Here is a 24,045-nt window from a genome sequence, read left to right as displayed (position 1 = left end):
CTATTCGGCGGCCGTCTCGATCATCAGATAGGCAATGACGTCGCGGCGGTCGTTGGCTTCGCGCAGGCCGACGAAGCTCATCCGGTTGCCCGGAATGTAGCCGCGCGGGTCCTGCAGCCAGCTGTCGAGGTGTTCCGGCGACCAGTCGATGCCGGAGTCGCGAACCGCGGCGGAATAGCTGAAGCCTTCGACCTCGCCGGCATTGCGCGAGAACAGGCCGTGCAGGTTCGGGCCGACCAGGTTGCGCGCGCCTTCGGCGATCGTATGGCACGAGGCGCAGCGGCGGAACTGGCGGTTGCCATTGGCGAGGTCCGCTTCGTTGTAGGGGGCGGGCAGGGCGGCGAGCGCTGCCGTCATGTCGGTCTCGGCTTCGTCGGCCGCCGCCTCGATGGCCTCTTCGGTCGCGGACGGCGCCTCCTCGGTCGGTGTTTCGGTCATTGCTGCGTCATCCACCGCCGCGGCCGGCTCCTCGATCGGTGCGGACTGCTGCGCAGGCGCGGGCGCGTTCGACGCGTCCGGTTCGCTGTCACCCGACCCGCCGCAGGCGGCGATCACAAGGGCGGCGGCGGAAAGAAGCAGAATGTGACGCATGACGGAGTCTCCCTGGTCCCGGTAATCGCCGCAGACCATAAAAGTTTCCCGGAGACGCGCCAGAGGCTTGGATGTCGCAGGAAACACCCGTCCCCATGGGGACCGAATACGGACCTGGTGCCGGCTGAGGGACTTGAACCCCCGACCTTCGGTTTACAAAACCGCTGCTCTACCAGCTGAGCTAAGCCGGCCCCGGTGTCAGGCTGGCGGAATAGACCGAAGGCGCTGCCGCCCGCAAGCGGCAAGCGCCTCCGGCATGCGGTCTAGAACAGCGCCAGGATGACGGCGGCGAGCAGGAAGCCGACGAGCTGATTGCCGAAATGGATCAGCGTGAGGCCCAGCTTCTGGCGTTCGTAGATGAAGGCCAGCGCCTGTGTGGTCGCGGAGAAGGCGATCCACAGGACGAAGGCGATGTGCAGCGCGTCAAGAATCGAATCGACGCTGGTCCAGTGAAAGACCAGCGCCATGCCGATGGCGGTGATCAGCGCATTGATCACGCCCTGGACGAGGACCGGGGCCATGTTCTGGCCCTTGAAGTCGTCCTCGGTCCAGCCGTGCAGCTTCATCCACGTCTTGCCGAAGAGTGGTCCGTACCAGAGAAAGCCGACCACCATGAAGCCGAGCGCGGCGAGCAACGCGGCAATGATATTGATGCCATGGAATTCCATATGAATGTTCCCTCCCCAGCCGCGGGCAGGTAAGGAGACGCCCGCATCCTGTCACCGGCGTCTTTCGCGCCGGAGGCGAAAGGCTACACCCGACTCAATTCGTGGACGAAGAGAAATCATGGCCCGCTACCTGATCACGAGCGCACTGCCCTACATCAACGGCGTCAAGCATCTCGGCAATCTGGCCGGGTCGATGCTGCCGGCGGATGTCTATGCGCGCTATCTGCGCCTCAGGGGCCATGAGGTGCTCTATATCTGCGCGACCGACGAGCACGGCACGCCGGCCGAACTCGCCGCCGCGGAAGCCGGGCTGGACGTGCGGGCCTATTGCGACCGCGAACACGAGGTGCAGAAGAAGGCGGGCGAGGGATTCTCGCTGTCCTACGACTATTTCGGCCGCACCTCCTCGGCGCAGAATTATGCGCTGACCCAGCATTTCGCCGCCGTGCTGGAAGCCAACGGGCTGATCGAGGAGCGCAGCGATGAACAGGTCTTTTCCATCGATGACGACCGCTTCCTGCCGGACCGCTATGTCGAGGGCACGTGTCCGCATTGCGGGTTCGAGCGGGCGCGCGGCGACCAGTGCGACAATTGCGGGCGGCTGCTGGAACCGACCGATCTGATCGATCCCTATTCAAAGATTTCCGGCAGCCGGAATCTCGAAGTGCGCGAGACGAAGCATCTCTACCTGCTGCAGACGCAGATGGAGGAGACGCTGCGCGCCTGGGTCGATGCCGCCGAGGGCTGGCCGTCGCTGGCCAAGTCGATCGCCTATAAATGGCTCGACGAAGGACTGCGCGACCGGTCGATCACGCGCGACCTGAAATGGGGCGTGCCGGTCGCAGCGGACGGCAAGCCGCGTCCCGGTTTCGAGAGCAAGGTCTTCTATGTCTGGTTCGATGCGCCGATCGGCTATATCGGCGCGACAGCGGAATGGGCCGAGGCCCATGGCGGTGACTGGGAAAGCTGGTGGAAGACCGGCCAGGGCGCGGAGGACGTCACCTATGTCCAGTTCATGGGCAAGGACAATGTCGCCTTTCACACGGTCAGCTTCCCGGCGACCATCCTCGGATCGGGCGAGGACTGGAAGACGGTCGATCGGCTCAAGGCGTTCAACTGGCTCAACTGGTATGGCGGGAAATTCTCGACCAGCGAAAAGCGCGGCGTCTTCATGGACCAGGCGCTGGACCTTCTGCCGGGCGACTATTGGCGCTGGTATCTGACGGCGAATGCGCCGGAAGGATCCGACACGCAATTCACCTGGGAGCATTTCCAGTCGACGGTGAACAAGGATCTCGCCGACGTGCTGGGCAATTTCGTGAACCGTCTGCTGCGCTTCACGAACTCGCGCTTTGACGGACACGTGCCCGAAGGCGGGGAATGGGGTGAGGCTGAAGACTGGCTGGCAGGCGAGGTCGATACGCGCCTCAAGGCGATCGCCGCCCACTACGAGGCGATGGATTACCGCAAGGCGGCGGCGGAAACCCGTGCGCTCTGGGCTGCCGGGAACGAATATCTGACCCGCGCCGAACCGTGGACGCATTTCAAGGCCGACCGCGACAAGGCGGCGGTGGGCGTGCGCACGGGCATCGCGCTGGCCGCGATCATGGGCCGCGTGGCGCAGCCGATCATTCCCGAAGCCGCGGCGAAGATTCTCGATGCCGTGGGCGCGAGCGAACGCGATTGGCCGCAAGGTGATGCCAAGGATATGCTGACGGCGTTCGCGCCGGGCCATCCGATCACGCCGCCGGACGTCCTGTTCGCGAAGATCGCCGACGAACAGGTCGAGGAATGGTCGCAGCGTTTCGGGGGATCGCCGAAGGACTGACCGCTAGTGCCAGTCCCGCCTGGACAGGTAGAGCACGATCAGCGCCAGCAGGGCTGCGCCGCCCAGTCCTCCGAGCATCAGCGCGAATTCGGCGCGTTCCGGCTCGCTCGCCAGCATGTTCACGGGCAGAAGCCACGGGAAGAAGATCCCGTATTCCGACGAGGTCGCGGCGACCGCCACGAAGGTGCCGCCAATGCCGACCGAGACGGGCAGGGCGAAGCTGTTGAAGCGCAGCGCGACGCCGAGCTGGACCGCAATCAGCAGGAATGAGGCGAGATACATCTTGCCGAGCAGCTTGGCCGCGTCCCACCAGGGCGGACTGCCTTCGAGCGCTTCGGCCGGATTGATCCAGCCGGCGATGAATCCGGAGGCGAAGATCGAGCCGTAGATCAGCGCCGTGACGATCGCCATCAGGGCGAGCGCCATCACGATCTTGCCGGTGAAGACCTGCCATTTCGGGACCGGAGTGGCGAGGATTTGCGACCAGGTACCCGGACCATGTTCCATCTGGGCGAGGAGGGCGGTGAGGCCCGTCGCCGTCATCGGCAGGAGGAAATAGGCCCAGATGGCCGAGGTCGACATCATCTGGAAGGCCCAGATGCCCGGCGACTCGCCCGAAAGCTGGATCAGCACGGTCAGAATGAAGGTCATGACCGGTGCGACGCCCATCACGATGATGGCGAGGGAACGTCTGAGTTTCAGCGCCTCGGCGCGCATGACGCCGATCATTGCAGGTCTCCCGTGCTGCCGGTGCGTTCCAGGAAGATGGATTCCAGCGACGGTTTCACCGCGGTCAGTTCCGACACGGCGAATCCGGCCTCGACGAGATCGCGGTTGACTGCGGCGCACTCGGCCGGCGTGAAACGGCCGGGCAGGCGAACGCCGTCTTCGGCCTCCTGGGCATCGGCGTGAGTCGCGCGGATCCGGGACAGGGCTTCGGCGGGACGGTCGAGCCGGATCGTCAGCCCGCCGGGATGCGCGTCCATCAGGGCCGCGATCGTGTCCTGGAAAAGCAGCTTGCCGCGATGCATCAAGGCGACATGGTTTGCGGTCTGCTCGATCTCGCCCAGCAAGTGACTGGACACGAGTACGGTTGCGCCGAAACGCTCGGGTGCTTCGCGGATCAGGGTCCGCATCTCGTGAATTCCCGACGGGTCGAGTCCGTTGGTTGGTTCGTCGAGAATCAGGAGTTTCGGATTGCCGAGCAGGGCGCGAGCGAGGCCGAGGCGCTGGCGCATGCCGAGCGAGTAGCCCTTCACTCGCCGTTTCGCCGCGCCGCCGAGGCCCACGAGATCGAGCACCCGGTCGCGCTCGCGCCGGGGCAGGCCGGCCATGTGGCAGGCAATGTCGAGATTTTCCGCGCCGGTGAGGTGAGGGTAGTGGGCCGGGGTCTCGACCAGCGAGCCGACGCCGGTCAGCGCCTTGCGGCGTTCGCGATGTATGTCATGTCCGCCGAGCCGGATCGATCCGCCCTGCGGCCGGATCAGGCCCAGCAGCATGCGGATCGTCGTGGTCTTGCCGGCCCCGTTCGGGCCAAGAAATCCCGCGACCGCGCCTTGCGGCACGTGCAGGTCGAGGCGGTCAACGGCCTGTATGCTGCCAAAGCGGCGGCTGACGCCCTCGGTTTCGATCACCCAGTCATTCATGCGCACATCAGGCGCGTTTCAGGGAATTTCTCCTACCGGGAACGTTGCACAAAGCGTCCCTCCCGTTGACGGACGGGTGCGGCTCCTTTCGAATGGCCGCAATCTGTCTGACCGGGAAGGGGCCTTCCAATGCGTATCCGCTATCTCGCCGCCTGTGCGGCGCTCGTTTTCACCGCTCCGGCGTTCGCGCAGGACGATCTGCGCAGCTCGATCGCCGAGGACTATGACGCGAATCTCGAAGCGCTCTACCAGCACTTCCATGCCAATCCTGAACTGTCTTTCCGGGAGGTGGAGACCGCGGCCCGCCTCGCCGGGGAATTGCGCGCGCTCGGCTATGACGTGACCGAGAATGTCGGCCAGACCGGGATTGTCGCGGTGCTGGAAAACGGCGAGGGCCCGACATTGATGCTGCGGGCCGACATGGACGGTCTTCCCGTGGAGGAACAGACCGGGCTGGATTTTGCCTCGACGGTGACGGGAACCGACCTGCGCGGTCAGACCTCTCCGGTCATGCACGCCTGCGCCCACGACACCCACATGACGGCGCTGGTCGGAACGGCCCGCCAGTTGATGGACCGCCGCGACAGCTGGTCGGGAACGCTGGTGCTGATCGGGCAGCCCGCCGAAGAGATCGGCCTCGGTGCCCAGGCGATGCTGGAAGACGGTCTCTATGAGCGCTTCCCGACACCCGACGCCGTGATGTCTTTTCATACCTTTGCCGGCGTTCCATCGGGGCAGATCCACTACGCTCCGGGCTATGCGATGGCGAATGTCGATTCGGTCGACATCCTTGTTCACGGCGTCGGCGGTCACGGCGCCTATCCGCACACCACGAAGGATCCGGTCTATCTCTCCGCCCAGATCATCATGGCGCTGCAGTCTCTGGTATCGCGTGAAGTGTCCCCGCTCGAACCGGCGGTGATCACGGTCGGTGCCATTCACGGCGGCACGAAGCACAACATCATCTCTGACCAGGTGCACATGCAACTGACCGTGCGGTCCTATTCCGACGAGGTCCGCAATCATCTTCTGAACGGGATCGAGCGCATCGCCCATGCCCAGGCGCAATCCTATGGCCTGCCGGAAAGCCTGTGGCCGGAGGTGAGCTGGGAAGAGGAATATACCCCGTCGCTCTACAACGAGCCGGGCCTGGCCGAGGAAGCCGCCGGCCTGCTGCGCGAGCGCTTCGGCGCCACCGTCGTGCGAGAAGCTAGCCCGGTCATGGGCGGTGAGGACTTCGCCCGGTATCACCGGACTGACGAAAACGTCCCGGTCTTCATGTTCTGGGTCGGCGGGACACCGCAGGAAGTGCTCGACAGCTATCGCGAGCGCGGCGAGACACCGCCATCCAACCACTCACCCTTCTTCGCGCCGGATGCCGAAGCCTCGATCACGCTGGCGGCCGAGGCCATGACGGTGCTGGCGATGGATTATCTCGCCGCGGGTGACACCGGAGACGGCGCCGAGTGAGCGATTTCAGACGAGCGTTTTCGGGCGCGCCCTGGGAAGCCAAGGTCGGCTATTGCCGGGCGGTTCGTGCCGGTCCCCATGTCTGGGTGACCGGCACCGTCGCTCTGAATGACGACGGAAGCGTTCATGCGCCCGGCGATGCCGGCGCGCAGGCCGCGCGTTGCTTCGAGATCATCGGCAAGGCGCTCGAATCGGTGGGTGCCGGATTGTCGGATGTCGTGCGCACCCGCATGTTCGTCACCGACATTTCCCGCTGGGAAGAGATCGGCGCGGCGCACGGTGCCGTGTTTCGCGATCACCCGCCGGCGACGACAATGGTGGAGGTGTCACGCTTCATCGGGCCCGATTTTCTTGTCGAGATTGAAGCAGATGCGTTTGTCGCGGAAGGCTAGGCGCCTTCGGGAATGCCTTTGGGCGGAGTGCCGTATTTCAAACGGGCCTCGCCCCAGTGCCCCAGTGGCAAATGGCATTTCGAACAATCGATCGGGGTTGTGACCACGATGGCGTTCGACATCACCGAATTGATGGCGCCGCAGTCGGGACATTTGATCTTGTGAATGTCGAATTCGGGTGAAGTCATGGCTACGCCTCCTGACGTTCCAGGCGGGAGCAAGGACCTCTCTCTTTCCCTCAAGAAAAAGCGAACTGTCTCTCAGTCACCGGTATGCCTCCAGAACTCACCGGCGATGGTCTCATTCTAACATCGACGCGATATTGTTTGGCGTATCATATGATATCTACGCCTAACATTTCCTGTAACCGGATGAATTCCTTGCCGTACAAAAATAAGGAAATTTTGTGATCCCCCAAAACGAGCGGAAATTATCCCGCTGCTCCGTACACACTTCTGCTGACCGGAAGCCACCCCGGTCGCGACAAGCCCCATGAAGGACGAGGACGGATCATGACGTTGACGACGCTTTTGATGGCCCTGCAAACCGCCGCAGCCTTCCCGGCCGGCTCGGTCTGGGAGAATCAGGGCGGGTCGATCCTGCATATCGACGAGATGCTCGAGAACGGGCATTTCCACGGCCGCTACATCAACAATGCCGAAGGCTATCCCTGCAGCGGGGTGGAATACCGGGTCGTGGGTGATGTCTACGATCCGCTGATCCAGTTCTCCGTCGTCTGGCGCGCCGAGGAGGAGACCTGCCACTCGATCACAGGCTGGACCGGACGCATCGAGGAGGGCGAGATCGTCACCGAATGGCGGCTTGTGCGCTGGCGCGAGGACGGGTTTTCAGAATTCGCCGGCGAAAGCGTTTTCACGCGGATCGACGATCACGCGGAATAGACCTGCCGTGAACGCGAATCCCGTCTAGTCTGCGCGTCGACGACAAGGGGAGACGGACATGTTCGGAGACGGCAGCCTCATTCCGGCCGGGAATCATTTCGCCGCCATGGCGGGCCTTTTCGTGATCGCGGCGCTGGGCTTCCTGGCGGAAAAGACCCGCATCGGCGCGTTGGTGACCGGCGCTGTGGTCACCATCCTGCTTGCCATTGTGGCGGCCAATCTGAACATCATTCCCGGCGACGCACCGGCCTACGGCTTCGTCTTCAGCTATTTCGTGCCGATCCTGATCCCGCTCTTCCTGATGAAGGCGGACCTGAGGAAGGTGTTCTTCGAGACCGGGCGGCTGACGCTGGCCTTCATGCTCGCGGCCTTCGCGACCGTGGTCGGCGCGATCGTCGCGGTCGGCGTGCTCGACTTCGCCGGGCGCGACGCCGAAGTCGCGGGCGTGTTCACCGCGACCTATATCGGCGGCTCGGTCAATTTCGCGGCACTGCTCGACATCACCGGCTTGCGCCAGGATGCGAATTTCGTCTCGACCTCGGTGGCCGCCGACAATCTCGCCAGCGCGCTTTTCCTCGGACTGCTGGCCATCATGCCGGGCTGGCGCTGGCTGGCGAACCGCTTCCCGATGCGGGATCATTCACAGGGCGAGATCGAGGACGAGGCCGGAGGCAAGGCGACTGCTGCGACGCTCGCCTACACCATCACCTTTGCGCTGGTTGTTGTCGCGCTGGGCGATTTCCTGACGGCGCAACTGGCGAATCTGCTTGGCGCGATCGGGGTCGAGGACGCGGCCAACCAGGCCGGGAACTGGCGCTACGCCATCATCACCGTGCTTGCGGTCATACCGGCGACGGCCTTTCCGAAGACGATGGCAAAGCTGCATGGAGGCTACGAGCTCGGCCTCGGGCTGGCCTTCGTCTTCTTCGCGGCCATTGCCGCCGGGGCCGACATTCCCTCGCTGATCGAAACCGCGCCGATCCTGATGGCGCTGGTCATCATCCTCCTTTCGGTCCACGCCATTGTCCTGTTCGGCCTGGGATCGCTGTTCCGCTTCTCCCTGCCGGAGCTGATCACGGCCTCGAACGCGGCGGTGCTGGGCGCGACGACGGCTCCGGCGCTTGCCGCGGCCAAGGGCTGGAAGGATCTCGTCACGCCCGGCGTGATCGTCGGCGTGTTCGGCTATGCGCTGGGGACGATCGTCGCGACCGGCGTCTATCAGGTCTGGTCGCTGCTCTAGTCCGGCGGCACGATTTTTCGGCTTGAAGCCGAAAATTGATGTAATGTTCGCCTCGCGGGGGAATTCGGGAGGCAATCATGACACGACTTTTCCTGGTGATGGCGGCGCTGATGGCCGGCTTGATGAGCGTCGGAGTAGCCGATGCCCAACAACGCGCGATGGTACGCGCGCAGGTGCAGACCGACACGAGTTTCACGGACGAATTCCAGCAGGCGATGGAGAGCGGCAACTATGCCGCAGCGGCTGCAATGGTCCGTGAGGGCCGTGCGACCGGCATGGCCACCGGCCGCCGTCAACATTCTCCGGCTACTTCGGGGGGCGCGGCGACGAACCTTGCGGCCAATACGCCGCCGCCGGACACAGCCGATTACACCTGCAATTCCGGGAATTGCGCCTGTGCCGGTGCTTCGGACTGCGTCGCCATGGCGCCGATTTGTGCCGAGGGCACGATCGGGTGCAACGACTATGGCTGCACCTGCCAGGAAGCGACCGAATAACGCCTAGCGCGACCGGGTGATCAGGGCGGCGGTCATGTAGGCCGCCGCCGCCATCGCGATCGACAGCATGAAGCCGCCGGGGATCGCAAACACCCAGTCGGCCAGCAGGACGGTTACAAGTCCCGTGACCAGAGCGGCCAACGCCGCGATCTCTCCGCCGAGACGCAGGTAAAGCCCGGCCAGCACGCAGACGAGAATTCCGGCGCTGCCGAAGGACGAGGCGATCTCGACGAGGCCGTAAATGCTCTCGCCCGACAGGGCAATGGTCAGCGCGGTCAGGCCCGCAAGGGCGGTGATCGTGCGTGCGGCGATCAGGCGTTCGCGCGCTCCCGATTGCGGCCGGGCCCGGCGATAGAGGTTTTCCGTGGCCAGCGCCGAGACGGCGAGCAGGGCCGAATCCACGGTCGACAGCACGGCCGAGAACAGCGCACCAGCGAAGATCACGAACAGGGCAGACGGCAGCAGTTCGCGCGCCAGGGTCGGCAGGAAGAGGTCGCCGTCGCCGTGCGCGATCGGCAGGGACGGCGCCATCAGGCCGAAGGCAAGCGGGATCAGGCCGACGCCGAGATAGATTCCCGCCGCGAGCAGTCCGCCATTGCGCGCGGTTTTCGCGGATTTCGCACCGAGGAAGCGGGCAATCGGCTCCTGCGCGACGAGACTGCCGAGGACCGGGATCATCCAGACATCGATCCGCTCGATCCAGCTTTCGCCCGGACCGACAAGGCGGAGGCGTTCGGGGTCGATGCTCGCCAGAGCGGCCGAGGGTCCGCCGAGCGCCGCGACCATCACGACCAGAAGCACGACCAGGCCGATCAGCAGGATGCTGCCCTGAAGCATGTCGGTGATGACATCGCCGAGCAGGCCGCCCAGCAGGGTGTAGACGATGACCAGCGCTGTTGCGGCGACCAGCATGACCGCGACCGGAAACCCGGTAACGACGGCGAGCAGGCTGGCCATCGCCAGAAGCTGGGCGGCGGCCCAGAGCAGCGAGGTCGGAATGGCGACCAGCGCCGCGAGAAATTCGGCCCGGCCGCCGAACCGGTCGCGGAAGAAGTCGGCCAGCGTCATGTAGCCGCGCTTGCGGAACTGGCCGGCGATCAGCAGCGCCATGAAGAGGAGGGTGAGGGCGTAGCCGAACGGCTCGGCGCGCGCGCCGGCGAGGCCTTCCTCGGCGATCGTGGCGGTCGAACCGAGTACGGTCTCGCCGCCGAACCAGGTCGCGAAGACCGACAGGCCGACGGCGAAGACACCGAGCCGGCGGCCGGCAATCAGGTAGTCGGTGTCGCTGGCGGTGCGCCGTGCCGCCCACCAGGAAATACCGATCTGAAGCGCCACATAGGCCGCGAGCGCGGCGATCATCAGCATGTCAGGCGCGCGGTTTCGACCAGTCCAGCGCCTCCGCCGCAAAGGCGTCGCCCTTGGGCGTGAGTGCTGCGGGATCGTCCAGGCTGCCGAGCGTCAGATGGGTCTCGCCGGGCCATTTCTCGCCCTGATAGGACAGGGGTGTGCCGCACTTGGCGCAAAATCCCCGGCGGACGCCGGGCGAACTTTCGTGGAGTGAGCGATCGCCGGTCCATTCGACCTGATCGTCCCGGAATCCGGCCCAGGTCGAGAATGCCGCGCCGGTGTGATGCCGGCAGGATGCGCAATGGCAATTGGCCACGAATTTCGGATCTCCAACCGCGCGATAACGTACCGCGCCGCATCCGCACCCGCCTTCATACGCCATCGGTTCCGCCCCCGAATTCGAAGAATGACCCGGATTTAATCCGTCCTTTTGCATCCAGTCGAGCTAATGTGCGCATCGGAAGGGGTAGCCAATTCTGTCACGAAAGGGACCCACTCATGATGCGTTTCAAGATTGCCGCCTCCGCGCTCGTGCTCGCTGCGGCGCTCGCCCCGGCCGGCTCGGCCCAGTCGTTCGACGCGTCCGCACTGGACATCCGCAACTTCATCGGCCGGATCGAGATCCGCGAAGCGAACGGCCCGATCCTCGTCAATGTCGAAGGCGGCGCGTCCGACATCGAGGCCCCCGCGGTCAGCGAATCCGGCGGCATGGTCCGGGTCGATGGCGGCCATTCGATGCGGAACATGAACTGCAATGTGCGCAACGGAAACATCACCGTGCGCCAGGGCTGGCGCGGCGAACGCCGCCCGTTGGAGGACTATCCGACGCTGGTGATCAGCGCGCCGTCCTCGCTCGCCCTGCATATCGAGCGCACGCTCTTCGTCGGTGAGGCGGGTGATCTGGGTTCGCTCGATCTCGACTTCGATCATTGCGGCGGATTCACCGCCGGCGACATTGCCGGCGATGCCAGCGTCGATATCGACGGGTCGGGCGATGTCCGTATCGGCATGGTCGGCGGCATGGCGGATTTCGGGATCGACGGGTCGGGTGATCTCGTCAGCCTGGGGATCAGCCAGTCCGCCGTGCTCGGCATCGACGGTTCGGGCGACATCACGACCGGCGACATCGGCGGTTCGGTCGATATCGGGATTGACGGATCGGGCGATATCGAGACCGGCCGTGTCGGCGGCGCCGAGATCAATATCGACGGTTCGGGCAATACCGTGCTCGCTTCGGTCGCCGGCGGCGTCAATATCGGAATCGACGGATCGGGCGATGTCGTGATCGGCGCGGGCCGGGCGCAGCCCTTCCATGTCGAGATCGGCGGTTCGGGCGATGTCCGCTTCGACGGAGAAGCGGTCGACCTGAATGTCGAGATCGACGGTTCGGGCGATGTCCGCGTCCAACAGTCGAGCGGCAGCTATTACTGGCGCGAGCACGGCCGCGTCCGCCAGCACAACAATTAGTCGGCCTGGCCTTTCGTGACCCGCGCGCGGTGCGCTTCGTAAAGCGCGACCGCCGCGGCCACGGAGACGTTGAGGCTCTCCACCCGGTCGGTCATCGGGATGCGGGCGAGGGCATCGCAGCTGTCGGCCACGCGCGGGCGCAGCCCCTTGTCTTCCGAACCCATGACGATGACGAGGCCCGGCCCGCCATGCCGCGCGACGAGGTCGTGCAGATCGCCGTCGGCTTCGCCCGCGAGACCGATGGCGAAGCGTCCTGCCTCGCGCAGCTCCAGGATCGTGTCGGCGATGTTGGTGACGCGGATCACCGAAACCGTTTCCGCGGCGCCAACCGCGGCCTTGGCCAGCGCGCCGGACAGGGGCGGGGACTTGCGGTCCTGCATGATGACGGCGCGCACGCCGAAGGCGGCGGCCGAGCGCAGGATGGCTCCAGCATTGTGCGGGTCGGTCACCTGGTCGAGGACGAGCAGCAGGCCATGCGTCGGATCGGCGACGGCGCGCAACGGTTCGCTGTCGGGCTCGGCGCTCTGAAGCGCGAATCCCTGGTGAACGGCACCGGGCGGCAGAAGCCGGTCGATGACCGCCGGGTCCTCCATGTCGTGCTTAGTGCCTTCGGGCAGGTCGCGGGCGGCGTTGCGCGTGACCACGAGGCGTTCGATTTTCCGGCGCGGATTCGCGACCGCCGCGAGGACGGCGTGACGGCCCCAAAGCCAGCCCGGACCACCGGTCCCGGACTTGTCGGACTTGCCTTTGGCATAAGGCGATTTCGGGCGGTTGCGCCGCTCATTCTTCGTCATTATAGTCCGCGCTCCGTTTCACGACGGTCTTCCGGATATGACGGGTTGCGAACTGCAACGCAATGCGGCGTGACGGAGAGCTTTTGTTGCAATCGGGTTTTATCCGGGGATAAGACGCGCTTCGCACATCGTGTGGCCCCTGGAGGGGTGGGAGAGTGGTTAAATCCACCAGACTGTAAATCTGGCGCCTCAGGCTACGCTGGTTCGAATCCAGCCCCCTCCACCAGCCTACGCTCGCTAGCGCGAGCTTCGGCTTGGCGAGCCACCGAATTGCAGACCGGGCGATGGCATGTCCTGCGAGGCCTTGGCGAAGCGGGGCATCCGGCGTATCGCTTGAGGCAGAGTTGCGGGTATAGCTCAATGGTAGAGCAGCAGCCTTCCAAGCTGAATATGCGGGTTCGATTCCCGCTACCCGCTCCATTTGCCGGATGATAGGCAGGGCAGGCCACCCATCGAGGGCCGACGCCGATGCCGAGACTTCTTCTCCTGATTGCCGCGATTGCGACCGTTGCTGTTGCCTTCATGCATGTCGCGCTGGGCGGGCCGCTGGTGGTCGACGCCTTGCGTGCGGAGGGGGACCTGCCCGCTGTTGTCGTCTGGCTGAGCTACTTTACCTGGCATGACGGGACGGTGGCCTTGCTGGTTTGCGCGGCGGCCTTTGTCTACGCCGCCCTGAAACCGGGAAATCGCGCCCTTGGTGTCTTTGCCGGAGTCCTGGTTCTGGGAATCGGACTGCTCGGTCTCGCCACCGCCGTGTTCGGCAGCGGAGCGCTGTGGAGGACGCCGGCGCCCTATGCCTTCGGCGTGATCGGGCTTCTCGCATTGGCAGGAGCCCTGAGCCCATCACGGCGCTAGACAGAGCAGGCGCAAGTCTCTGCTGCCGCAGGGCTTGCCATACGGGCGAGCGGAGGCTATCCCGCGCCATCAAAATCCGGACGCATCCCCGCGTCCTCCCGTTATTGCCTTACGATGAGGACATTGCACGATGGGCAAGGAGAAGTTTCAGCGGACGAAGCCGCACGCGAATATCGGCACGATTGGTCACGTTGACCATGGCAAGACGACGCTGACGGCTGCGATCACGAAGTATTTCGGCGATTTCCGCGCGTACGACCAGATTGACGCGGCGCCGGAAGAGAAGGCGCGCGGGATCACGATCTCGACGGCTCACGTGGAGTATGAGACGGACGGTCGTCACTACGCGCACGTCGATTGCCCGGGTCACGCGGACTATGTGAAGAACATGATCACGGGCGCGGCGCAGATGGACGGCGGGATCCTGGTGGTTTCGGCGGCTGACGGCCCGATGCCGCAGACGCGCGAGCACATTCTTCTGGCGCGTCAGGTCGGTGTTCCGGCTCTGGTTGTGTTCCTGAACAAGGTCGACCAGGTGGACGATCCCGAGCTTCTGGAACTGGTTGAGATGGAAGTGCGCGAGCTTCTGTCGTCCTACGACTTCCCGGGCGACGACATTCCGATCATCGCGGGTTCGGCCCTGGCGGCTCTGGAAGGCAACAATCCGGAGATCGGCGAAGAGAAGATCAAGGAATTGATGGCGGCGGTTGACGCCTACATTCCGACGCCGGAGCGTCCGGTTGACCTTCCGTTCCTGATGCCGATCGAGGACGTGTTCTCGATCTCGGGCCGGGGCACGGTCGTGACGGGCCGGATCGAGCGCGGCATTGTGAAGGTTGGCGAGGAAATCGAGATCATCGGCATCCGCGACACGGTGAAGACGACGTGCACGGGCGTTGAAATGTTCCGCAAGCTGCTCGACCAGGGCCAGGCGGGGGACAATGTCGGCGTTCTTCTGCGCGGCATCGACCGTGCGGGCGTGGAGCGCGGCCAGGTTCTGGCCAAGCCGGGCTCGATCAAGCCGCACGCGAAGTTCGAGGCGGAAGCCTACATCCTGACGAAGGAAGAGGGTGGCCGTCACACGCCGTTCTTCACCAACTACCGCCCGCAATTCTACTTCCGCACGACGGACGTGACGGGTGTGGTGTCGCTGAAAGAGGGCACCGAGATGGTGATGCCGGGCGACAATGTCGAAATCCATGTCGAGCTGATCACTCCGATCGCCATGGACCAGGGCCTGCGCTTCGCCATCCGTGAGGGCGGCCGTACCGTCGGCGCCGGCGTCGTCGCGAAAATCATCGACTAGGCGGACACGTACAGGCGAGGGGGCGGCGCCGGCCTTAAATTGGCGCCGCCCTTTCGCATCTGAGGAAAGACCGGGATCGGACTATGGAACAGAGCATTCGCATCCGCCTGAAGGCATTTGATCATCGCGTCCTCGACAACTCGACGCGCGAGATCGTTTCAACGGCGAAGCGTACCGGTGCGACCGTGCGCGGCCCGATTCCGCTGCCGACGCGCATCGAGCGTTTCACCGTGAACCGCTCGCCGCACGTCGACAAGAAGTCGCGAGAGCAGTTCGAGATCCGCACGCACAAGCGGATGCTGGATATCGTTGACCCCACGCCGCAGACGGTGGACGCGCTGATGAAGCTCGACCTGTCCGCCGGTGTGGACGTCGAGATCAAGCTGGGAGCGTAGAGCCATGCGCACTGGCATTATTGCAAAGAAGATGGGCATGACCCGCGTGTTCGCCGAAGACGGCGCACACATTCCGGTGACCGTGCTCCACATGGACGGCTGTCAGGTCGTCGCGCAGCGTACGCAGGATCGTGACGGCTATGTCGCGCTGCAGCTGGGCGCCGGCACGGCCAAGGCAAAGCGCACCTCGAAGGCGATGCGCGGTCACTTCGCGAAGGCGCAGGTTGCGCCGCGCAAGAAGCTGATCGAGTTCCGCGTCTCGGAAGACAATCTGATCCCGGCCGGCGCCGAGCTGACCGCCGACCATTTTGTCCCGGGCCAGAAGGTGGACGTCGCTGCCAAGTCGATCGGCCGCGGGTTCACTGGCGCCATGCGGCGCTGGAATTTCGGCGGTCTGCGGGCGTCGCACGGCGTGTCGGTTTCGCACCGTTCGCACGGCTCCATCGGTCAGTGCCAGGACCCCGGCAAGGTGTTCAAGGGCAAGAAGATGGCCGGTCACTACGGTGTCGAACGCGTGACCACGCAGAACCTGGAAATCGTGCGTGTCGATGTCGAGCGCGGCGTGATCCTGGTTCGCGGTGCGGTCCCGGGCCCGAATGGCGGCTGGGTTGAAGTCCGCGACGCGGTCAAGGGCGTGAAGGCGGACGATCTGCCGCTTCCGGGCAAGTTCCGCACGCTCGACGAGAAGAATGCGCCGGCTCAGGAAGCCGCTCCGGAAACCGAAGCCCCGGCGGAAGCCGCAGCTCCGGCCGAGGAGGTGGCTGCCGAGGTCCAGGCCGATGCCGGTGAAGAGGAATCGAAGTCATGAAGGTCGAAGTGAAGACGCTCGCGGCCAAGGCGGCTGGTGATGTCGAGCTGGACGACGCGATCTTCGGGATCGCCGACGTCCGGGCCGACCTCCTTCAGCGCGTCGTCCGCTGGCAGCTTGCGCGCCGCCAGCAGGGCACGCACAAGGCCAAGGAGCGTGGTGAGGTCAACATCACCAAGAAGAAGTACGGCCGTCAGAAGGGTGGCGGCGGTGCACGCCACGGTGCGCGTTCCGCCCCGATCTTCGTCGGTGGCGGCAAGGCTCACGGCCCGCGCGTGCGCAGCCACGCCCACGACCTTCCCAAGAAGGTTCGCGCGCTGGCCCTGAAGCACGCCCTGTCGTCGAAGGCCGGTTCGAAGACGCTCTTCGTGATCGAAGATGCGGCGATGAAGGAAGCCAAGACGAAAGCCGTCCGCGAGGCGCTTGCCAAGCTCGGTCTGACCAATGCGCTGATCATCGACGGTGATGCGGTCGACGCGAATTTCTCGCTCGCGACCCGCAATGTCCCGAACGTTGACGTGCTGCCCGCCCAGGGCCTGAACGTCTACGACGTCCTGAAGCACGACCAGCTGGTCCTGACCAAGGCCGCGGTCGAGAAGATCCATGCGCGTCTCGGCGCAGGGGAGGCCGCGTAATGGCGACGAAGACGAAAGCGTCGGCGAAGCACTATGACGCCATCCTGGCGCCCGTGATCACCGAGAAGTCGACCCTCCTGTCGGAAGACGGGAAGGTGGTCTTCCACGTTCCGCTCTCGGCTACCAAGACCGAGATCAAGGACGCGGTCGAGGCGCTGTTCAATGTCAAGGTGACGGCGGTCAACACGCTCGTGACCAAGGGCAAGACGAAGCGCTTCCGCGGCATCAAGGGCCGCCGGAGCGACGAGAAGAAAGCGGTGATCACCCTCGCCGAGGGTGACTCCATCGATGTGACCACGGGGCTGTAAGACCATGGCGCTCAAGACATTCAAACCGACTTCGCCGGGCCGCCGCGCCCTGGTGCTGGTCGACCGGGCGGGCCTGCACAAGGGCGCGCCGGAAAAGAGCCTGACCGAAGGTCTGAACAAGACCGGTGGCCGGAACAACAAGGGCCGCATCACGTCCCGCCGCATGGGTGGCGGTGCCAAGAAGTCGTATCGCATCATCGACTTCAAGCGCCGCAAGCTCGATGTCGCGGCGACGGTCGTGCGCCTCGAGTACGATCCGAACCGCACCGCCTTCATCGCGCTCATCGAGTATGCGGACGGCGAGAAGAGCTACATTCTGGCTCCGCAGCGTCTGGCCGTCGGCGACGAAGTCATCGCGGGTGTCCGCGTCGACGTGAAGCCGGGCAATGCCATGATGCTGAAGTCGATGCCGGTCGGCACCATCATCCACAATGTGGAGATGAAGCCGGAGAAGGGTGGCCAGATCGCGCGTTCGGCGGGCTCCTATGCCCAGCTGGTCGGCCGCGATGCCGGTGTCGCCCAGGTCCGCCTCATGTCGGGTGAGCTTCGTGCAATCCCGGAAAACTGCTTTGCCACGGTCGGTGCGGTGTCCAACCCGGACCACATGAACCAGAATCTCGGCAAGGCCGGACGTAATCGTCACCTCGGCCGCCGTCCTTCGGTTCGCGGCGTGGTGATGAACCCGATCGACCACCCGCACGGCGGCGGCGAAGGCCGCACCTCGGGTGGCCGCCACCCGGTCACGCCGTGGGGCAAGCCCACCAAGGGCCGCAAGACCCGCCGCAACAAGGCGACCGATAAATTCATCATCCGCTCGCGTCACGAGCGGAAGAAACGGTAGGGAGCGCGAACATGCCGCGTTCAGTCTGGAAAGGTCCGTTTGTCGACGGATACCTCCTGAAGAAGGCCGAGGCGTCACACGCCGAAGGCCGCAAGAAGCCGATCAAGACCTGGTCGCGCCGCTCGACAATCATGCCGCAATTCGTGGGGCTGACCTTCCAGGTCCACAACGGCAACAAGTTCATCCCCGTGCTGGTGTCCGAAGAAATGGTCGGTCACAAGCTCGGCGAATTCGCGCCGACGCGGACCTATTACGGTCACGCGGCCGACAAGAAGTCGAAGAGGTAGCGAGATGGGCAAGACCGCCAATCCCCGCCGCGTCGCCGACACCGAGGCGCGTGCCAAGCTGACGATGATCCGGATCAGCCCGCAAAAGCTGAACCTGGTCGCCGCCATGATCCGCGGCAAGAAGGTCGAGAAGGCGCTGGCCGAGCTCGAATTCTCGCGCAAGCGCATCGCCGGCGATGTCCGCAAGGTTCTGCAGTCCGCGATCGCGAACGCGGAGAACAACCACAACCTCGACATCGACTCGCTGGTCGTTGCCGAGGCCTATGTCGGCAAGAATCTGGTGATGAAGCGCTGGCGCGCCCGCGCCCGTGGCCGCGCCGCCAAGATCATGAAGCCGTTCTCCGAACTCACCATCGTGGTTCGCGAAGTCGAGGAGGCCGCCTGATGGGTCAGAAGGTTAATCCGATCGGGCTTCGGCTCGGCATCAACCGCACCTGGGATTCGCGCTGGTATGCGAATACGGGCGAGTACGCCCAACTGCTGCATGAGGATCTCAAGATCCGCAAGCACCTGAAGGCCCGCCTGAAGAACGCCTCGGTCTCGAAGATCATCATCGAGCGCCCGCACAAGAAGTGCACGGTGACCGTTCACACCGCCCGTCCGGGCGTCGTGATCGGCAAGAAGGGCGCCGATATCGAGGTGCTTCGCAAGGAGCTCCAGAAGATCGTTGGTGGTGAGGTGTTCCTGAACCTCGTCGAGGTCCGCAAGCCGGAAATCGACGCCAACCTGGTCGCCGAGTCGATCGCGCAGCAGCTTGAGCGCCGGGTGGCTTTCCGCCGCGCGATGAAGCGTTCGATGCAGACCGCGATGCGCATGGGCGCGAAGGGCTGCAAGATCATCTGCGCCGGCCGTCTGGGCGGCGCCGAGATCGCGCGGACCGAGCAGTACAGCGAAGGTTCGGTGCCGCTGCACACGTTGCGCGCCGACATTGATTACGGAACGGCCGAAGCCGAAACGGCGATGGGCATCATCGGCATCAAGGTGTGGATCTACAAAGGCGAGATCCTCGACCACGACCCGATGGCCCAGGAACGCCGCCTGCAGGAATCCGGCGAGCAGCGTGCCCGTTCGGGCAGCCGCGCCGCGTAAGGGACAAGACACGTTATGTTGCAGCCGAAGCGCACAAAGTTCCGCAAGCAGCACAAGGGCCGGATCCACGGACTGGCCAAGGGTGGCTTTTCGCTGAACTTCGGCTCCTACGGCCTCAAGGCCATGGAACCCGAACGCGTCACCGCCCGTCAGATCGAAGCGGCCCGCCGCGCCGTGACCCGCCACATGAAGCGGGCCGGCCGGGTGTGGATCCGTATTTTCCCGGACGTGCCGGTTTCCAAGAAGCCGACCGAAGTCCGGATGGGTAAGGGCAAGGGCTCGCCCGAATTCTGGGTGGCCAGGGTCAAGCCGGGCCGGATCATGTTCGAGATCGATGGTGTGCCGGACAGCGTTGCGCGCGAAGCGCTGACGCTCGGCGCCGCCAAGTTGCCGGTCAAGACCAAGATCGTCTCCCGGATCGGCGAGTAAGGAGTGAGTTCGATGAATACCGCCGATATCCGCGGAATGACGGACGATCAGCTGAAGGACGAACTCCTGAAGCTGAAGAAGGAACAGTTCAACCTGCGCTTCCAGGGGGCCTCGGGCCAGTTGGAAAACACGGCGCGGATCCGTCAGGTGCGCCGCACGATCGCGCGCATCAAGACGGCCCAGACCGCGCGCACGGCGCAAGCGAAGAAAGGGAGCTAGGCGATGCCGAAGCGAATTCTGCAAGGCGTCGTGGTCAGCGACAAGGGCGACAAGACCGTGGTGGTCCGTATCGAGCGGACCTACCTGCACCCGCTTCTTCGCAAGACGGTGCGCCGGTCCAAGCGCTATCACGCGCACGACGAGAAAAACACGTTCAAGGTGGGCGACCGGGTCCAGATCCAGGAATGCCCCCCGAAGTCGAAGCTCAAGCGGTGGGAGGTCGTCGCCGCGGAAGCCTGAGGGCATTCGTGACGACGCTCCGTAAGGGAGAAACACAATGATCCAGATGCAGTCCAATCTGGACGTGGCCGACAATTCCGGCGCCCGCCGCGTGCAATGCATCAAAGTGCTTGGCGGTGCCAAGCGCCGTTATGCCCACGTCGGCGACACGATTGTCGTGTCCGTCAAGGAAGCGATCCCCCGGGGTCGCGTGAAGAAGGGCGAGGTCCGCAAGGCCATCGTCGTGCGCGTCCGCAAGGACATCAAGCGCAAGGACGGTTCGGTCATCCGCTTCGATTCGAATGCGGCGGTCCTGATCAACAACAATGGCGAGCCGGTCGGCACGCGCATCTTCGGCCCGGTTCCCCGCGAACTGCGTGCCAAGAAGCACATGAAGATCGTCTCGCTGGCTCCGGAGGTTCTGTAGTCATGGCTGCGAAGATCAAGAAGGGCGACAAGGTCGTCATTCTCACCGGCCGCGACAAGGGCAAGTCCGGTGAGGTCCTGAAGGTGATGACTGCGGAAAACCGCGTCCTCGTCTCCGGGGTCAATATGGTGAAGCGCCACAATCGTCCGACCCAGCAGTCGGCGGGTGGCATCGAAACGAAGGAATCCCCCATCCACGTCTCCAATGTGGCGCTGACCGACCCCAAGTCGGGCGAGCCCACGCGCGTCGGTTTCACGACGCTGAAGGACGGCAAGAAGGTGCGGGTGGCCCGGAAGTCCGGTGAGGTCATCGATGGCTGACGTCAAGGAATACACGCCGCGACTGCGCGAACGTTACAACGCGCAGATCGTCGAGCAGATGAAAGAGAAGTTCGGCTACAAGAACCCGATGGAAGTTCCGCGGGTGACCAAGATCGTCATCAATATGGGTGTCGGCGAGGCCACGCAGGATTCCAAGAAGATCCAGGGTGCGTTTGAAGACCTTCAGCGCATCGCGGGTCAGAAGCCGATCAAGACGATCGCCCGTACGTCCATCGCCGGCTTCAAGCTGCGTGAAGACATGGCGATCGGCGTCAAGGTCACGCTGCGGCAGGACCGCATGTGGGAATTCATGGATCGCCTGGTCACGATCGCGCTGCCGCGCGTTCGCGACTTCCGCGGCCTGAATGCAAAGAGCTTCGATGGCCGTGGCAACTTCGCCATGGGCCTGAAGGAACACATCGTTTTCCCGGAGATCGACTACGACAAGGTCGAGAAGGTCCGCGGGATGGATATCGTGGTCTGTACGACCGCGAAGACGGACGAAGAAGCGAAGGCCCTGTTGGCCGAGCTCGATTTCCCGTTTTCGAGCTAACGCAACAGGTGGGCGGGTCCGCGGTGGGCCCGCGCGCAGGAGGAATTAAATGGCGAAGACAAGTGCCATCGAACGTAACCGCAAGCGCCAGGCTCTCGCCAAGCGTTACGCGGCGAAACGTGCCGAACTGAAGGCGATTGCGCGTGATACCGACCGGCCGGTCGAGGAACGCTTTGCGGCCCAGCTGAAGCTGGCAGATCTGCCTCGCAACTCCGCCCCGAACCGGGTCCGGAATCGTTGCGAAGTGACGGGTCGTCCGCGTGCGTTCTATCGCAAGCTGAAGATGTCGCGTATCGCGCTGCGCGAACTGGCCAATAGCGGGATGATTCCCGGCATGGTCAAGTCGAGCTGGTAACCGGGAGAGATTGAGCCATGTCGATGAACGATCCTCTCGGCGATATGCTGACCCGTATCCGCAATGCGCTGATGCGCAACAAGCGGACGGTCGCCACGCCGGCGTCGGAATTGCGCCGCCGCGTGCTCGATGTGCTGAAGTCGGAAGGCTATATCCGCGGCTATGCTGCCGTGGAACATGCCGACGGCAAGCGCGAGTTCGAGATCGAGCTGAAGTATTTCGAAGGTGAGTCCGTGATCGGCGAAATCCGCCGCGTCTCCAAGCCGGGCCGCCGTGTGTATTCCAAGGTGAAGGACCTGCCGCTGGTTGCGAACGGGCTCGGCATCGCGATCGTCTCGACGCCCAAGGGCGTGATGAGTGACGCGACCGCGCGCGAACACAATGTCGGTGGCGAGATCCTCTGCCACATCAGCTAACGGGAGCCGGAAATGTCGCGTATCGGAAAACTGCCGGTTGCCATCCCGTCGGGCGTCGAGGTCAATCTGAACGGGCGGGACCTGTCCGTGAAGGGGCCGAAGGGCACGCTGGGTCTGACGCTGGTCGAGGACGTTTCTGCCTCCAAGGGCGATGACGGCATCTCGATCAAGCCGAAGGACGACTCCAAGCGCTCCCGCGCGATGTGGGGCATGAGCCGTGCGCTCGTCGCCAACATCGTTCAGGGAGTGACGGTCGGCTTCACCCGCACGCTCGAACTGGAAGGCGTGGGTTATCGCGCCGCCATGCAGGGCAATGATTTGAAGCTGTCGCTCGGTTTCAGCCACGACGTGATCTACAAGACGCCGCAAGGTATCCAGATCGCGACGCCGAAGCCGACCGAAATCACGATCACCGGGGCCGACAAGCAGCAAGTCGGTCAGGTTGCCGCGGAAATCCGCCGGTACCGTTCGCCGGAGCCCTACAAGGGCAAAGGCGTGCGTTACCAGGGCGAATACATCCGCCGCAAGGAAGGCAAGAAGAAGTAGGCCGGGCCATGAAGAGCACTCACCACCAGCACCTGCGCCGCGAGCAACGCAATCGCTCGCGTCTTCGCAAGGTCGCGAACGGTCGCCCGCGTCTGTCGGTCTTCCGTTCCTCGAAACACATCTACGCCCAGATCATCGACGATCTGGACGGCAAGACGCTGGCGTCTGCCTCCACCGTGGAGAAGGACAATTCCGCCAAGGGCGCGACGATCGACGGTGCGTCGGAAGTCGGCAAGCGTCTGGCCGAACGTGCGGTGAAAGCCGGCGTCAAGGACGTCGTCTTCGATCGCGGCGGCTACATCTTTCACGGGCGCGTCAAGGCGCTCGCCGATGCCGCTCGCGAGGGCGGTCTGAATTTCTAGGGAGCGACCAATGGCACGCAATGAAGAAAACCGCGGCCGTGGCGGCCGCAATCGCGGCCGGGATCGCGAGGAGCAGGCCGACGAACTCGTCGACAAGCTCGTCCACATCAACCGCGTCGCCAAGACCGTGAAGGGTGGCCGGAACTTCCAGTTCGCCGCGCTCGTCATCGTCGGTGACCAGAAGGGCCGCGTCGGCTTCGGTCAGGGCAAGGCCCGCGAAGTGCCGGAAGCGATCCGCAAGGCGACGGACGAAGCGAAGAAGTCGATGATCCGCGTGCCGCTGCGTGAGGGCCGTACCCTGCACCAGGACACGCCGGGCCATCACGGTGCCGGCAAGGTGATCCTGCGCGCTGCCCCTCCGGGCACGGGCGTGATCGCCGGCGGTCCGATGCGCGCCGTGCTCGAAACGCTCGGCGTCCAGGACGTCGTGGCGAAGTCGACCGGCACGTCGAACCCCTACAACATGATCCGGGCCACGTTCGACGCCCTGAAGCGTCAGCGCAGCCCGCGTTCGGTTGCCGCCAAGCGCGGCCTGAAGGTCGGCGACATCGTCGCCCGCCGCAATGACGGTGCTTCGGCGCCGGAAGCGATCGAGGCTCAGTAGGACCATGGCCGCGAAGAAAACCACGATCCGTGTGCGTCAGACGGGCAGCGCCACCCGCCGCCCCGACGTCCAGCGGAGGATCCTCACCGGTCTCGGCCTCGGCCGCATCGGCAAGGAAAAAGAACTCGAAGACACACCGGCCATCCGCGGCATGATCGCCAAGGTGGCCCACATGGTGACAGTGATCGAAGGATAGGACCCGGTTTCGGGTCCGCTTCCTTTGGAGGAA

At 64.4% G+C, this 24,045-nt stretch carries 37 protein-coding genes and 3 tRNA genes; 31 read left to right on the top strand and 9 right to left on the bottom strand.

Annotated elements, in window-relative coordinates:
- The 3 genes from ACFOOR_RS02360 to ACFOOR_RS02350 form a co-directional block, all read right to left on the bottom strand.
- Complete coding sequence (locus tag ACFOOR_RS02360; protein ID WP_343163826.1) at window positions 1-591, bottom strand: c-type cytochrome; 591 nt, start codon at window positions 589-591, stop codon at window positions 1-3.
- A gap of 115 nt (window positions 592-706) precedes the next feature.
- Window positions 707-782, bottom strand: a tRNA-Thr gene (locus tag ACFOOR_RS02355).
- A gap of 72 nt (window positions 783-854) precedes the next feature.
- Window positions 855-1,259, bottom strand: coding sequence for a DUF1761 domain-containing protein (locus tag ACFOOR_RS02350; RefSeq protein ID WP_343163825.1), 405 nt, complete (start codon window positions 1,257-1,259; stop codon window positions 855-857).
- Window positions 1,260-1,377: 118 nt separating this feature from the next.
- Between ACFOOR_RS02350 and metG the strand changes: the two genes are divergently transcribed.
- Window positions 1,378-3,087, top strand: a complete 1,710-nt coding sequence (metG, locus tag ACFOOR_RS02345) for a methionine--tRNA ligase (protein ID WP_343163824.1) — start codon at window positions 1,378-1,380, stop codon at window positions 3,085-3,087.
- Window positions 3,088-3,090: 3 nt separating this feature from the next.
- Here metG and ACFOOR_RS02340 read toward each other — a convergent pair whose 3' ends face one another.
- Both ACFOOR_RS02340 and ACFOOR_RS02335 read right to left on the bottom strand, forming a co-directional pair.
- Window positions 3,091-3,816: an ABC transporter permease gene (locus tag ACFOOR_RS02340; RefSeq protein WP_343163823.1), complete on the bottom strand. Its 726-nt coding sequence runs from the start codon at window positions 3,814-3,816 to the stop codon at window positions 3,091-3,093.
- Window positions 3,813-4,733 carry an ABC transporter ATP-binding protein gene (locus ACFOOR_RS02335; protein WP_343163822.1) on the bottom strand — a complete coding sequence of 307 codons (921 nt, stop codon included), beginning with the start codon at window positions 4,731-4,733 and terminating at the stop codon, window positions 3,813-3,815. The genes ACFOOR_RS02340 and ACFOOR_RS02335 overlap by 4 nt, the downstream gene beginning before the upstream one ends.
- Before the next feature lie 129 nt (window positions 4,734-4,862).
- Between ACFOOR_RS02335 and ACFOOR_RS02330 the strand changes: the two genes are divergently transcribed.
- Together ACFOOR_RS02330 and ACFOOR_RS02325 are read left to right on the top strand one after the other, a co-directional pair.
- Window positions 4,863-6,203 (top strand): M20 metallopeptidase family protein, encoded by a 1,341-nt coding sequence (locus ACFOOR_RS02330; protein WP_343163821.1) that lies wholly within the window; start codon window positions 4,863-4,865, stop codon window positions 6,201-6,203.
- Window positions 6,200-6,595 (top strand): RidA family protein, encoded by a 396-nt coding sequence (locus tag ACFOOR_RS02325; protein ID WP_343163820.1) that lies wholly within the window; start codon window positions 6,200-6,202, stop codon window positions 6,593-6,595. The genes ACFOOR_RS02330 and ACFOOR_RS02325 overlap by 4 nt, the downstream gene beginning before the upstream one ends.
- Here the strand turns inward: ACFOOR_RS02325 and ACFOOR_RS02320 are convergent.
- Complete coding sequence (locus ACFOOR_RS02320) at window positions 6,592-6,783, bottom strand: hypothetical protein (RefSeq protein ID WP_343163819.1); 192 nt, start codon at window positions 6,781-6,783, stop codon at window positions 6,592-6,594. The two genes, ACFOOR_RS02325 and ACFOOR_RS02320, sit on opposite strands and share 4 nt — an antisense overlap.
- 324 nt (window positions 6,784-7,107) lie before the next feature.
- On the opposite strand from ACFOOR_RS02320, the gene ACFOOR_RS02315 reads away from it, so the two are divergent.
- The 3 genes from ACFOOR_RS02315 (at window position 7,108) to ACFOOR_RS02305 (ending at window position 9,234) form a co-directional block, all read left to right on the top strand.
- The gene (locus ACFOOR_RS02315) at window positions 7,108-7,497 is read left to right on the top strand and encodes an avidin/streptavidin family protein (RefSeq protein ID WP_343163818.1); all 390 of its coding nucleotides are present in this window, start codon (window positions 7,108-7,110) and stop codon (window positions 7,495-7,497) included.
- 58 nt (window positions 7,498-7,555) lie between these two features.
- Window positions 7,556-8,737 (top strand): DUF819 family protein, encoded by a 1,182-nt coding sequence (locus ACFOOR_RS02310; protein WP_343163817.1) that lies wholly within the window; start codon window positions 7,556-7,558, stop codon window positions 8,735-8,737.
- A gap of 77 nt (window positions 8,738-8,814) precedes the next feature.
- Window positions 8,815-9,234, top strand: coding sequence for a hypothetical protein (locus ACFOOR_RS02305; RefSeq protein WP_343163816.1), 420 nt, complete (start codon window positions 8,815-8,817; stop codon window positions 9,232-9,234).
- 3 nt (window positions 9,235-9,237) lie between these two features.
- Here ACFOOR_RS02305 and ACFOOR_RS02300 read toward each other — a convergent pair whose 3' ends face one another.
- Both ACFOOR_RS02300 and ACFOOR_RS02295 read right to left on the bottom strand, forming a co-directional pair.
- A complete protein-coding gene (locus ACFOOR_RS02300) occupies window positions 9,238-10,599 on the bottom strand; it encodes a sodium:solute symporter family protein (RefSeq protein WP_343163815.1) in 1,362 nt (453 codons plus the stop codon).
- Between the two features lies 1 nt (window position 10,600).
- Window positions 10,601-10,963: a GFA family protein gene (locus ACFOOR_RS02295; RefSeq protein ID WP_343163814.1), complete on the bottom strand. Its 363-nt coding sequence runs from the start codon at window positions 10,961-10,963 to the stop codon at window positions 10,601-10,603.
- A gap of 116 nt (window positions 10,964-11,079) precedes the next feature.
- Between ACFOOR_RS02295 and ACFOOR_RS02290 the strand changes: the two genes are divergently transcribed.
- Window positions 11,080-12,048, top strand: coding sequence for a GIN domain-containing protein (locus ACFOOR_RS02290; RefSeq protein WP_343163813.1), 969 nt, complete (start codon window positions 11,080-11,082; stop codon window positions 12,046-12,048).
- Here the strand turns inward: ACFOOR_RS02290 and ACFOOR_RS02285 are convergent.
- Window positions 12,045-12,842, bottom strand: coding sequence for a TrmH family RNA methyltransferase (locus ACFOOR_RS02285; RefSeq protein WP_343163812.1), 798 nt, complete (start codon window positions 12,840-12,842; stop codon window positions 12,045-12,047). The genes ACFOOR_RS02290 and ACFOOR_RS02285 overlap by 4 nt on opposite strands.
- A gap of 141 nt (window positions 12,843-12,983) precedes the next feature.
- On the opposite strand from ACFOOR_RS02285, the gene ACFOOR_RS02280 reads away from it, so the two are divergent.
- The 24 genes from ACFOOR_RS02280 (at window position 12,984) to rpmD (ending at window position 24,012) form a co-directional block, all read left to right on the top strand.
- A tRNA-Tyr gene (locus tag ACFOOR_RS02280) sits at window positions 12,984-13,068 on the top strand.
- Window positions 13,069-13,188: 120 nt separating this feature from the next.
- Window positions 13,189-13,262, top strand: a tRNA-Gly gene (locus ACFOOR_RS02275).
- 48 nt (window positions 13,263-13,310) lie between these two features.
- The gene (locus ACFOOR_RS02270) at window positions 13,311-13,697 is read left to right on the top strand and encodes a hypothetical protein (RefSeq protein ID WP_343163811.1); all 387 of its coding nucleotides are present in this window, start codon (window positions 13,311-13,313) and stop codon (window positions 13,695-13,697) included.
- 130 nt (window positions 13,698-13,827) lie between these two features.
- Complete coding sequence (gene tuf, locus ACFOOR_RS02265; protein WP_380213662.1) at window positions 13,828-15,003, top strand: elongation factor Tu; 1,176 nt, start codon at window positions 13,828-13,830, stop codon at window positions 15,001-15,003.
- Between the two features lie 83 nt (window positions 15,004-15,086).
- Complete coding sequence (gene rpsJ, locus ACFOOR_RS02260; protein WP_039717925.1) at window positions 15,087-15,398, top strand: 30S ribosomal protein S10; 312 nt, start codon at window positions 15,087-15,089, stop codon at window positions 15,396-15,398.
- Window positions 15,399-15,402: 4 nt separating this feature from the next.
- Window positions 15,403-16,206, top strand: a complete 804-nt coding sequence (gene rplC, locus ACFOOR_RS02255) for a 50S ribosomal protein L3 (protein ID WP_343163379.1) — start codon at window positions 15,403-15,405, stop codon at window positions 16,204-16,206.
- Entirely contained in the window at window positions 16,203-16,841 is a 639-nt protein-coding gene (gene rplD / locus ACFOOR_RS02250) for a 50S ribosomal protein L4 (RefSeq protein ID WP_343163380.1), read from the top strand. Before rplC ends, rplD begins: the two co-directional genes overlap by 4 nt.
- Complete coding sequence (locus tag ACFOOR_RS02245; protein WP_039717928.1) at window positions 16,841-17,149, top strand: 50S ribosomal protein L23; 309 nt, start codon at window positions 16,841-16,843, stop codon at window positions 17,147-17,149. The genes rplD and ACFOOR_RS02245 overlap by 1 nt, the downstream gene beginning before the upstream one ends.
- A 4-nt stretch (window positions 17,150-17,153) precedes the next feature.
- Window positions 17,154-17,990, top strand: coding sequence for a 50S ribosomal protein L2 (gene rplB / locus ACFOOR_RS02240; protein ID WP_343163381.1), 837 nt, complete (start codon window positions 17,154-17,156; stop codon window positions 17,988-17,990).
- An 11-nt stretch (window positions 17,991-18,001) separates the two neighbouring features.
- Window positions 18,002-18,277, top strand: coding sequence for a 30S ribosomal protein S19 (gene rpsS / locus ACFOOR_RS02235; protein WP_039717930.1), 276 nt, complete (start codon window positions 18,002-18,004; stop codon window positions 18,275-18,277).
- Window positions 18,278-18,281: 4 nt separating this feature from the next.
- Window positions 18,282-18,662: a 50S ribosomal protein L22 gene (gene rplV / locus ACFOOR_RS02230; protein WP_343163382.1), complete on the top strand. Its 381-nt coding sequence runs from the start codon at window positions 18,282-18,284 to the stop codon at window positions 18,660-18,662.
- Window positions 18,662-19,366 (top strand): 30S ribosomal protein S3, encoded by a 705-nt coding sequence (gene rpsC / locus ACFOOR_RS02225; RefSeq protein WP_343163383.1) that lies wholly within the window; start codon window positions 18,662-18,664, stop codon window positions 19,364-19,366. The genes rplV and rpsC overlap by 1 nt, the downstream gene beginning before the upstream one ends.
- 15 nt (window positions 19,367-19,381) lie before the next feature.
- Window positions 19,382-19,795 carry a 50S ribosomal protein L16 gene (rplP, locus tag ACFOOR_RS02220; protein WP_343163384.1) on the top strand — a complete coding sequence of 138 codons (414 nt, stop codon included), beginning with the start codon at window positions 19,382-19,384 and terminating at the stop codon, window positions 19,793-19,795.
- A 12-nt stretch (window positions 19,796-19,807) separates the two neighbouring features.
- Window positions 19,808-20,014 (top strand): 50S ribosomal protein L29, encoded by a 207-nt coding sequence (rpmC, locus tag ACFOOR_RS02215; RefSeq protein WP_343163385.1) that lies wholly within the window; start codon window positions 19,808-19,810, stop codon window positions 20,012-20,014.
- A 3-nt stretch (window positions 20,015-20,017) separates the two neighbouring features.
- Window positions 20,018-20,254, top strand: a complete 237-nt coding sequence (gene rpsQ / locus ACFOOR_RS02210) for a 30S ribosomal protein S17 (RefSeq protein WP_343163386.1) — start codon at window positions 20,018-20,020, stop codon at window positions 20,252-20,254.
- Between the two features lie 37 nt (window positions 20,255-20,291).
- On the top strand, window positions 20,292-20,660 hold the full coding sequence (gene rplN / locus ACFOOR_RS02205; RefSeq protein ID WP_039717936.1) for a 50S ribosomal protein L14: 369 nt from the start codon (window positions 20,292-20,294) through the stop codon (window positions 20,658-20,660).
- A gap of 2 nt (window positions 20,661-20,662) precedes the next feature.
- On the top strand, window positions 20,663-20,980 hold the full coding sequence (rplX, locus tag ACFOOR_RS02200) for a 50S ribosomal protein L24 (protein ID WP_343163387.1): 318 nt from the start codon (window positions 20,663-20,665) through the stop codon (window positions 20,978-20,980).
- Window positions 20,973-21,533, top strand: coding sequence for a 50S ribosomal protein L5 (gene rplE / locus ACFOOR_RS02195; RefSeq protein WP_343163388.1), 561 nt, complete (start codon window positions 20,973-20,975; stop codon window positions 21,531-21,533). The genes rplX and rplE overlap by 8 nt, the downstream gene beginning before the upstream one ends.
- A 49-nt stretch (window positions 21,534-21,582) precedes the next feature.
- On the top strand, window positions 21,583-21,888 hold the full coding sequence (gene rpsN / locus ACFOOR_RS02190; RefSeq protein ID WP_343163389.1) for a 30S ribosomal protein S14: 306 nt from the start codon (window positions 21,583-21,585) through the stop codon (window positions 21,886-21,888).
- Between the two features lie 17 nt (window positions 21,889-21,905).
- The gene (rpsH, locus tag ACFOOR_RS02185) at window positions 21,906-22,304 is read left to right on the top strand and encodes a 30S ribosomal protein S8 (protein ID WP_343163390.1); all 399 of its coding nucleotides are present in this window, start codon (window positions 21,906-21,908) and stop codon (window positions 22,302-22,304) included.
- 12 nt (window positions 22,305-22,316) lie between these two features.
- Window positions 22,317-22,850: a 50S ribosomal protein L6 gene (rplF, locus tag ACFOOR_RS02180; protein ID WP_343163391.1), complete on the top strand. Its 534-nt coding sequence runs from the start codon at window positions 22,317-22,319 to the stop codon at window positions 22,848-22,850.
- A gap of 8 nt (window positions 22,851-22,858) precedes the next feature.
- Complete coding sequence (gene rplR, locus ACFOOR_RS02175) at window positions 22,859-23,212, top strand: 50S ribosomal protein L18 (RefSeq protein WP_039717942.1); 354 nt, start codon at window positions 22,859-22,861, stop codon at window positions 23,210-23,212.
- Window positions 23,213-23,222: 10 nt separating this feature from the next.
- Window positions 23,223-23,816 carry a 30S ribosomal protein S5 gene (gene rpsE / locus ACFOOR_RS02170; protein WP_039717943.1) on the top strand — a complete coding sequence of 198 codons (594 nt, stop codon included), beginning with the start codon at window positions 23,223-23,225 and terminating at the stop codon, window positions 23,814-23,816.
- Between the two features lie 4 nt (window positions 23,817-23,820).
- Window positions 23,821-24,012: a 50S ribosomal protein L30 gene (rpmD, locus tag ACFOOR_RS02165; RefSeq protein ID WP_343163392.1), complete on the top strand. Its 192-nt coding sequence runs from the start codon at window positions 23,821-23,823 to the stop codon at window positions 24,010-24,012.
- Window positions 24,013-24,045 lie beyond the last annotated feature (33 nt).

Source organism: Hyphobacterium vulgare, assembly GCF_042643335.1.
In the GTDB taxonomy this organism is placed as follows: domain Bacteria; phylum Pseudomonadota; class Alphaproteobacteria; order Caulobacterales; family Maricaulaceae; genus Hyphobacterium; species Hyphobacterium vulgare.
Note: the sequence above shows the minus strand (reverse complement) of the source record. Positions and strands in the feature narration are given on the sequence as shown.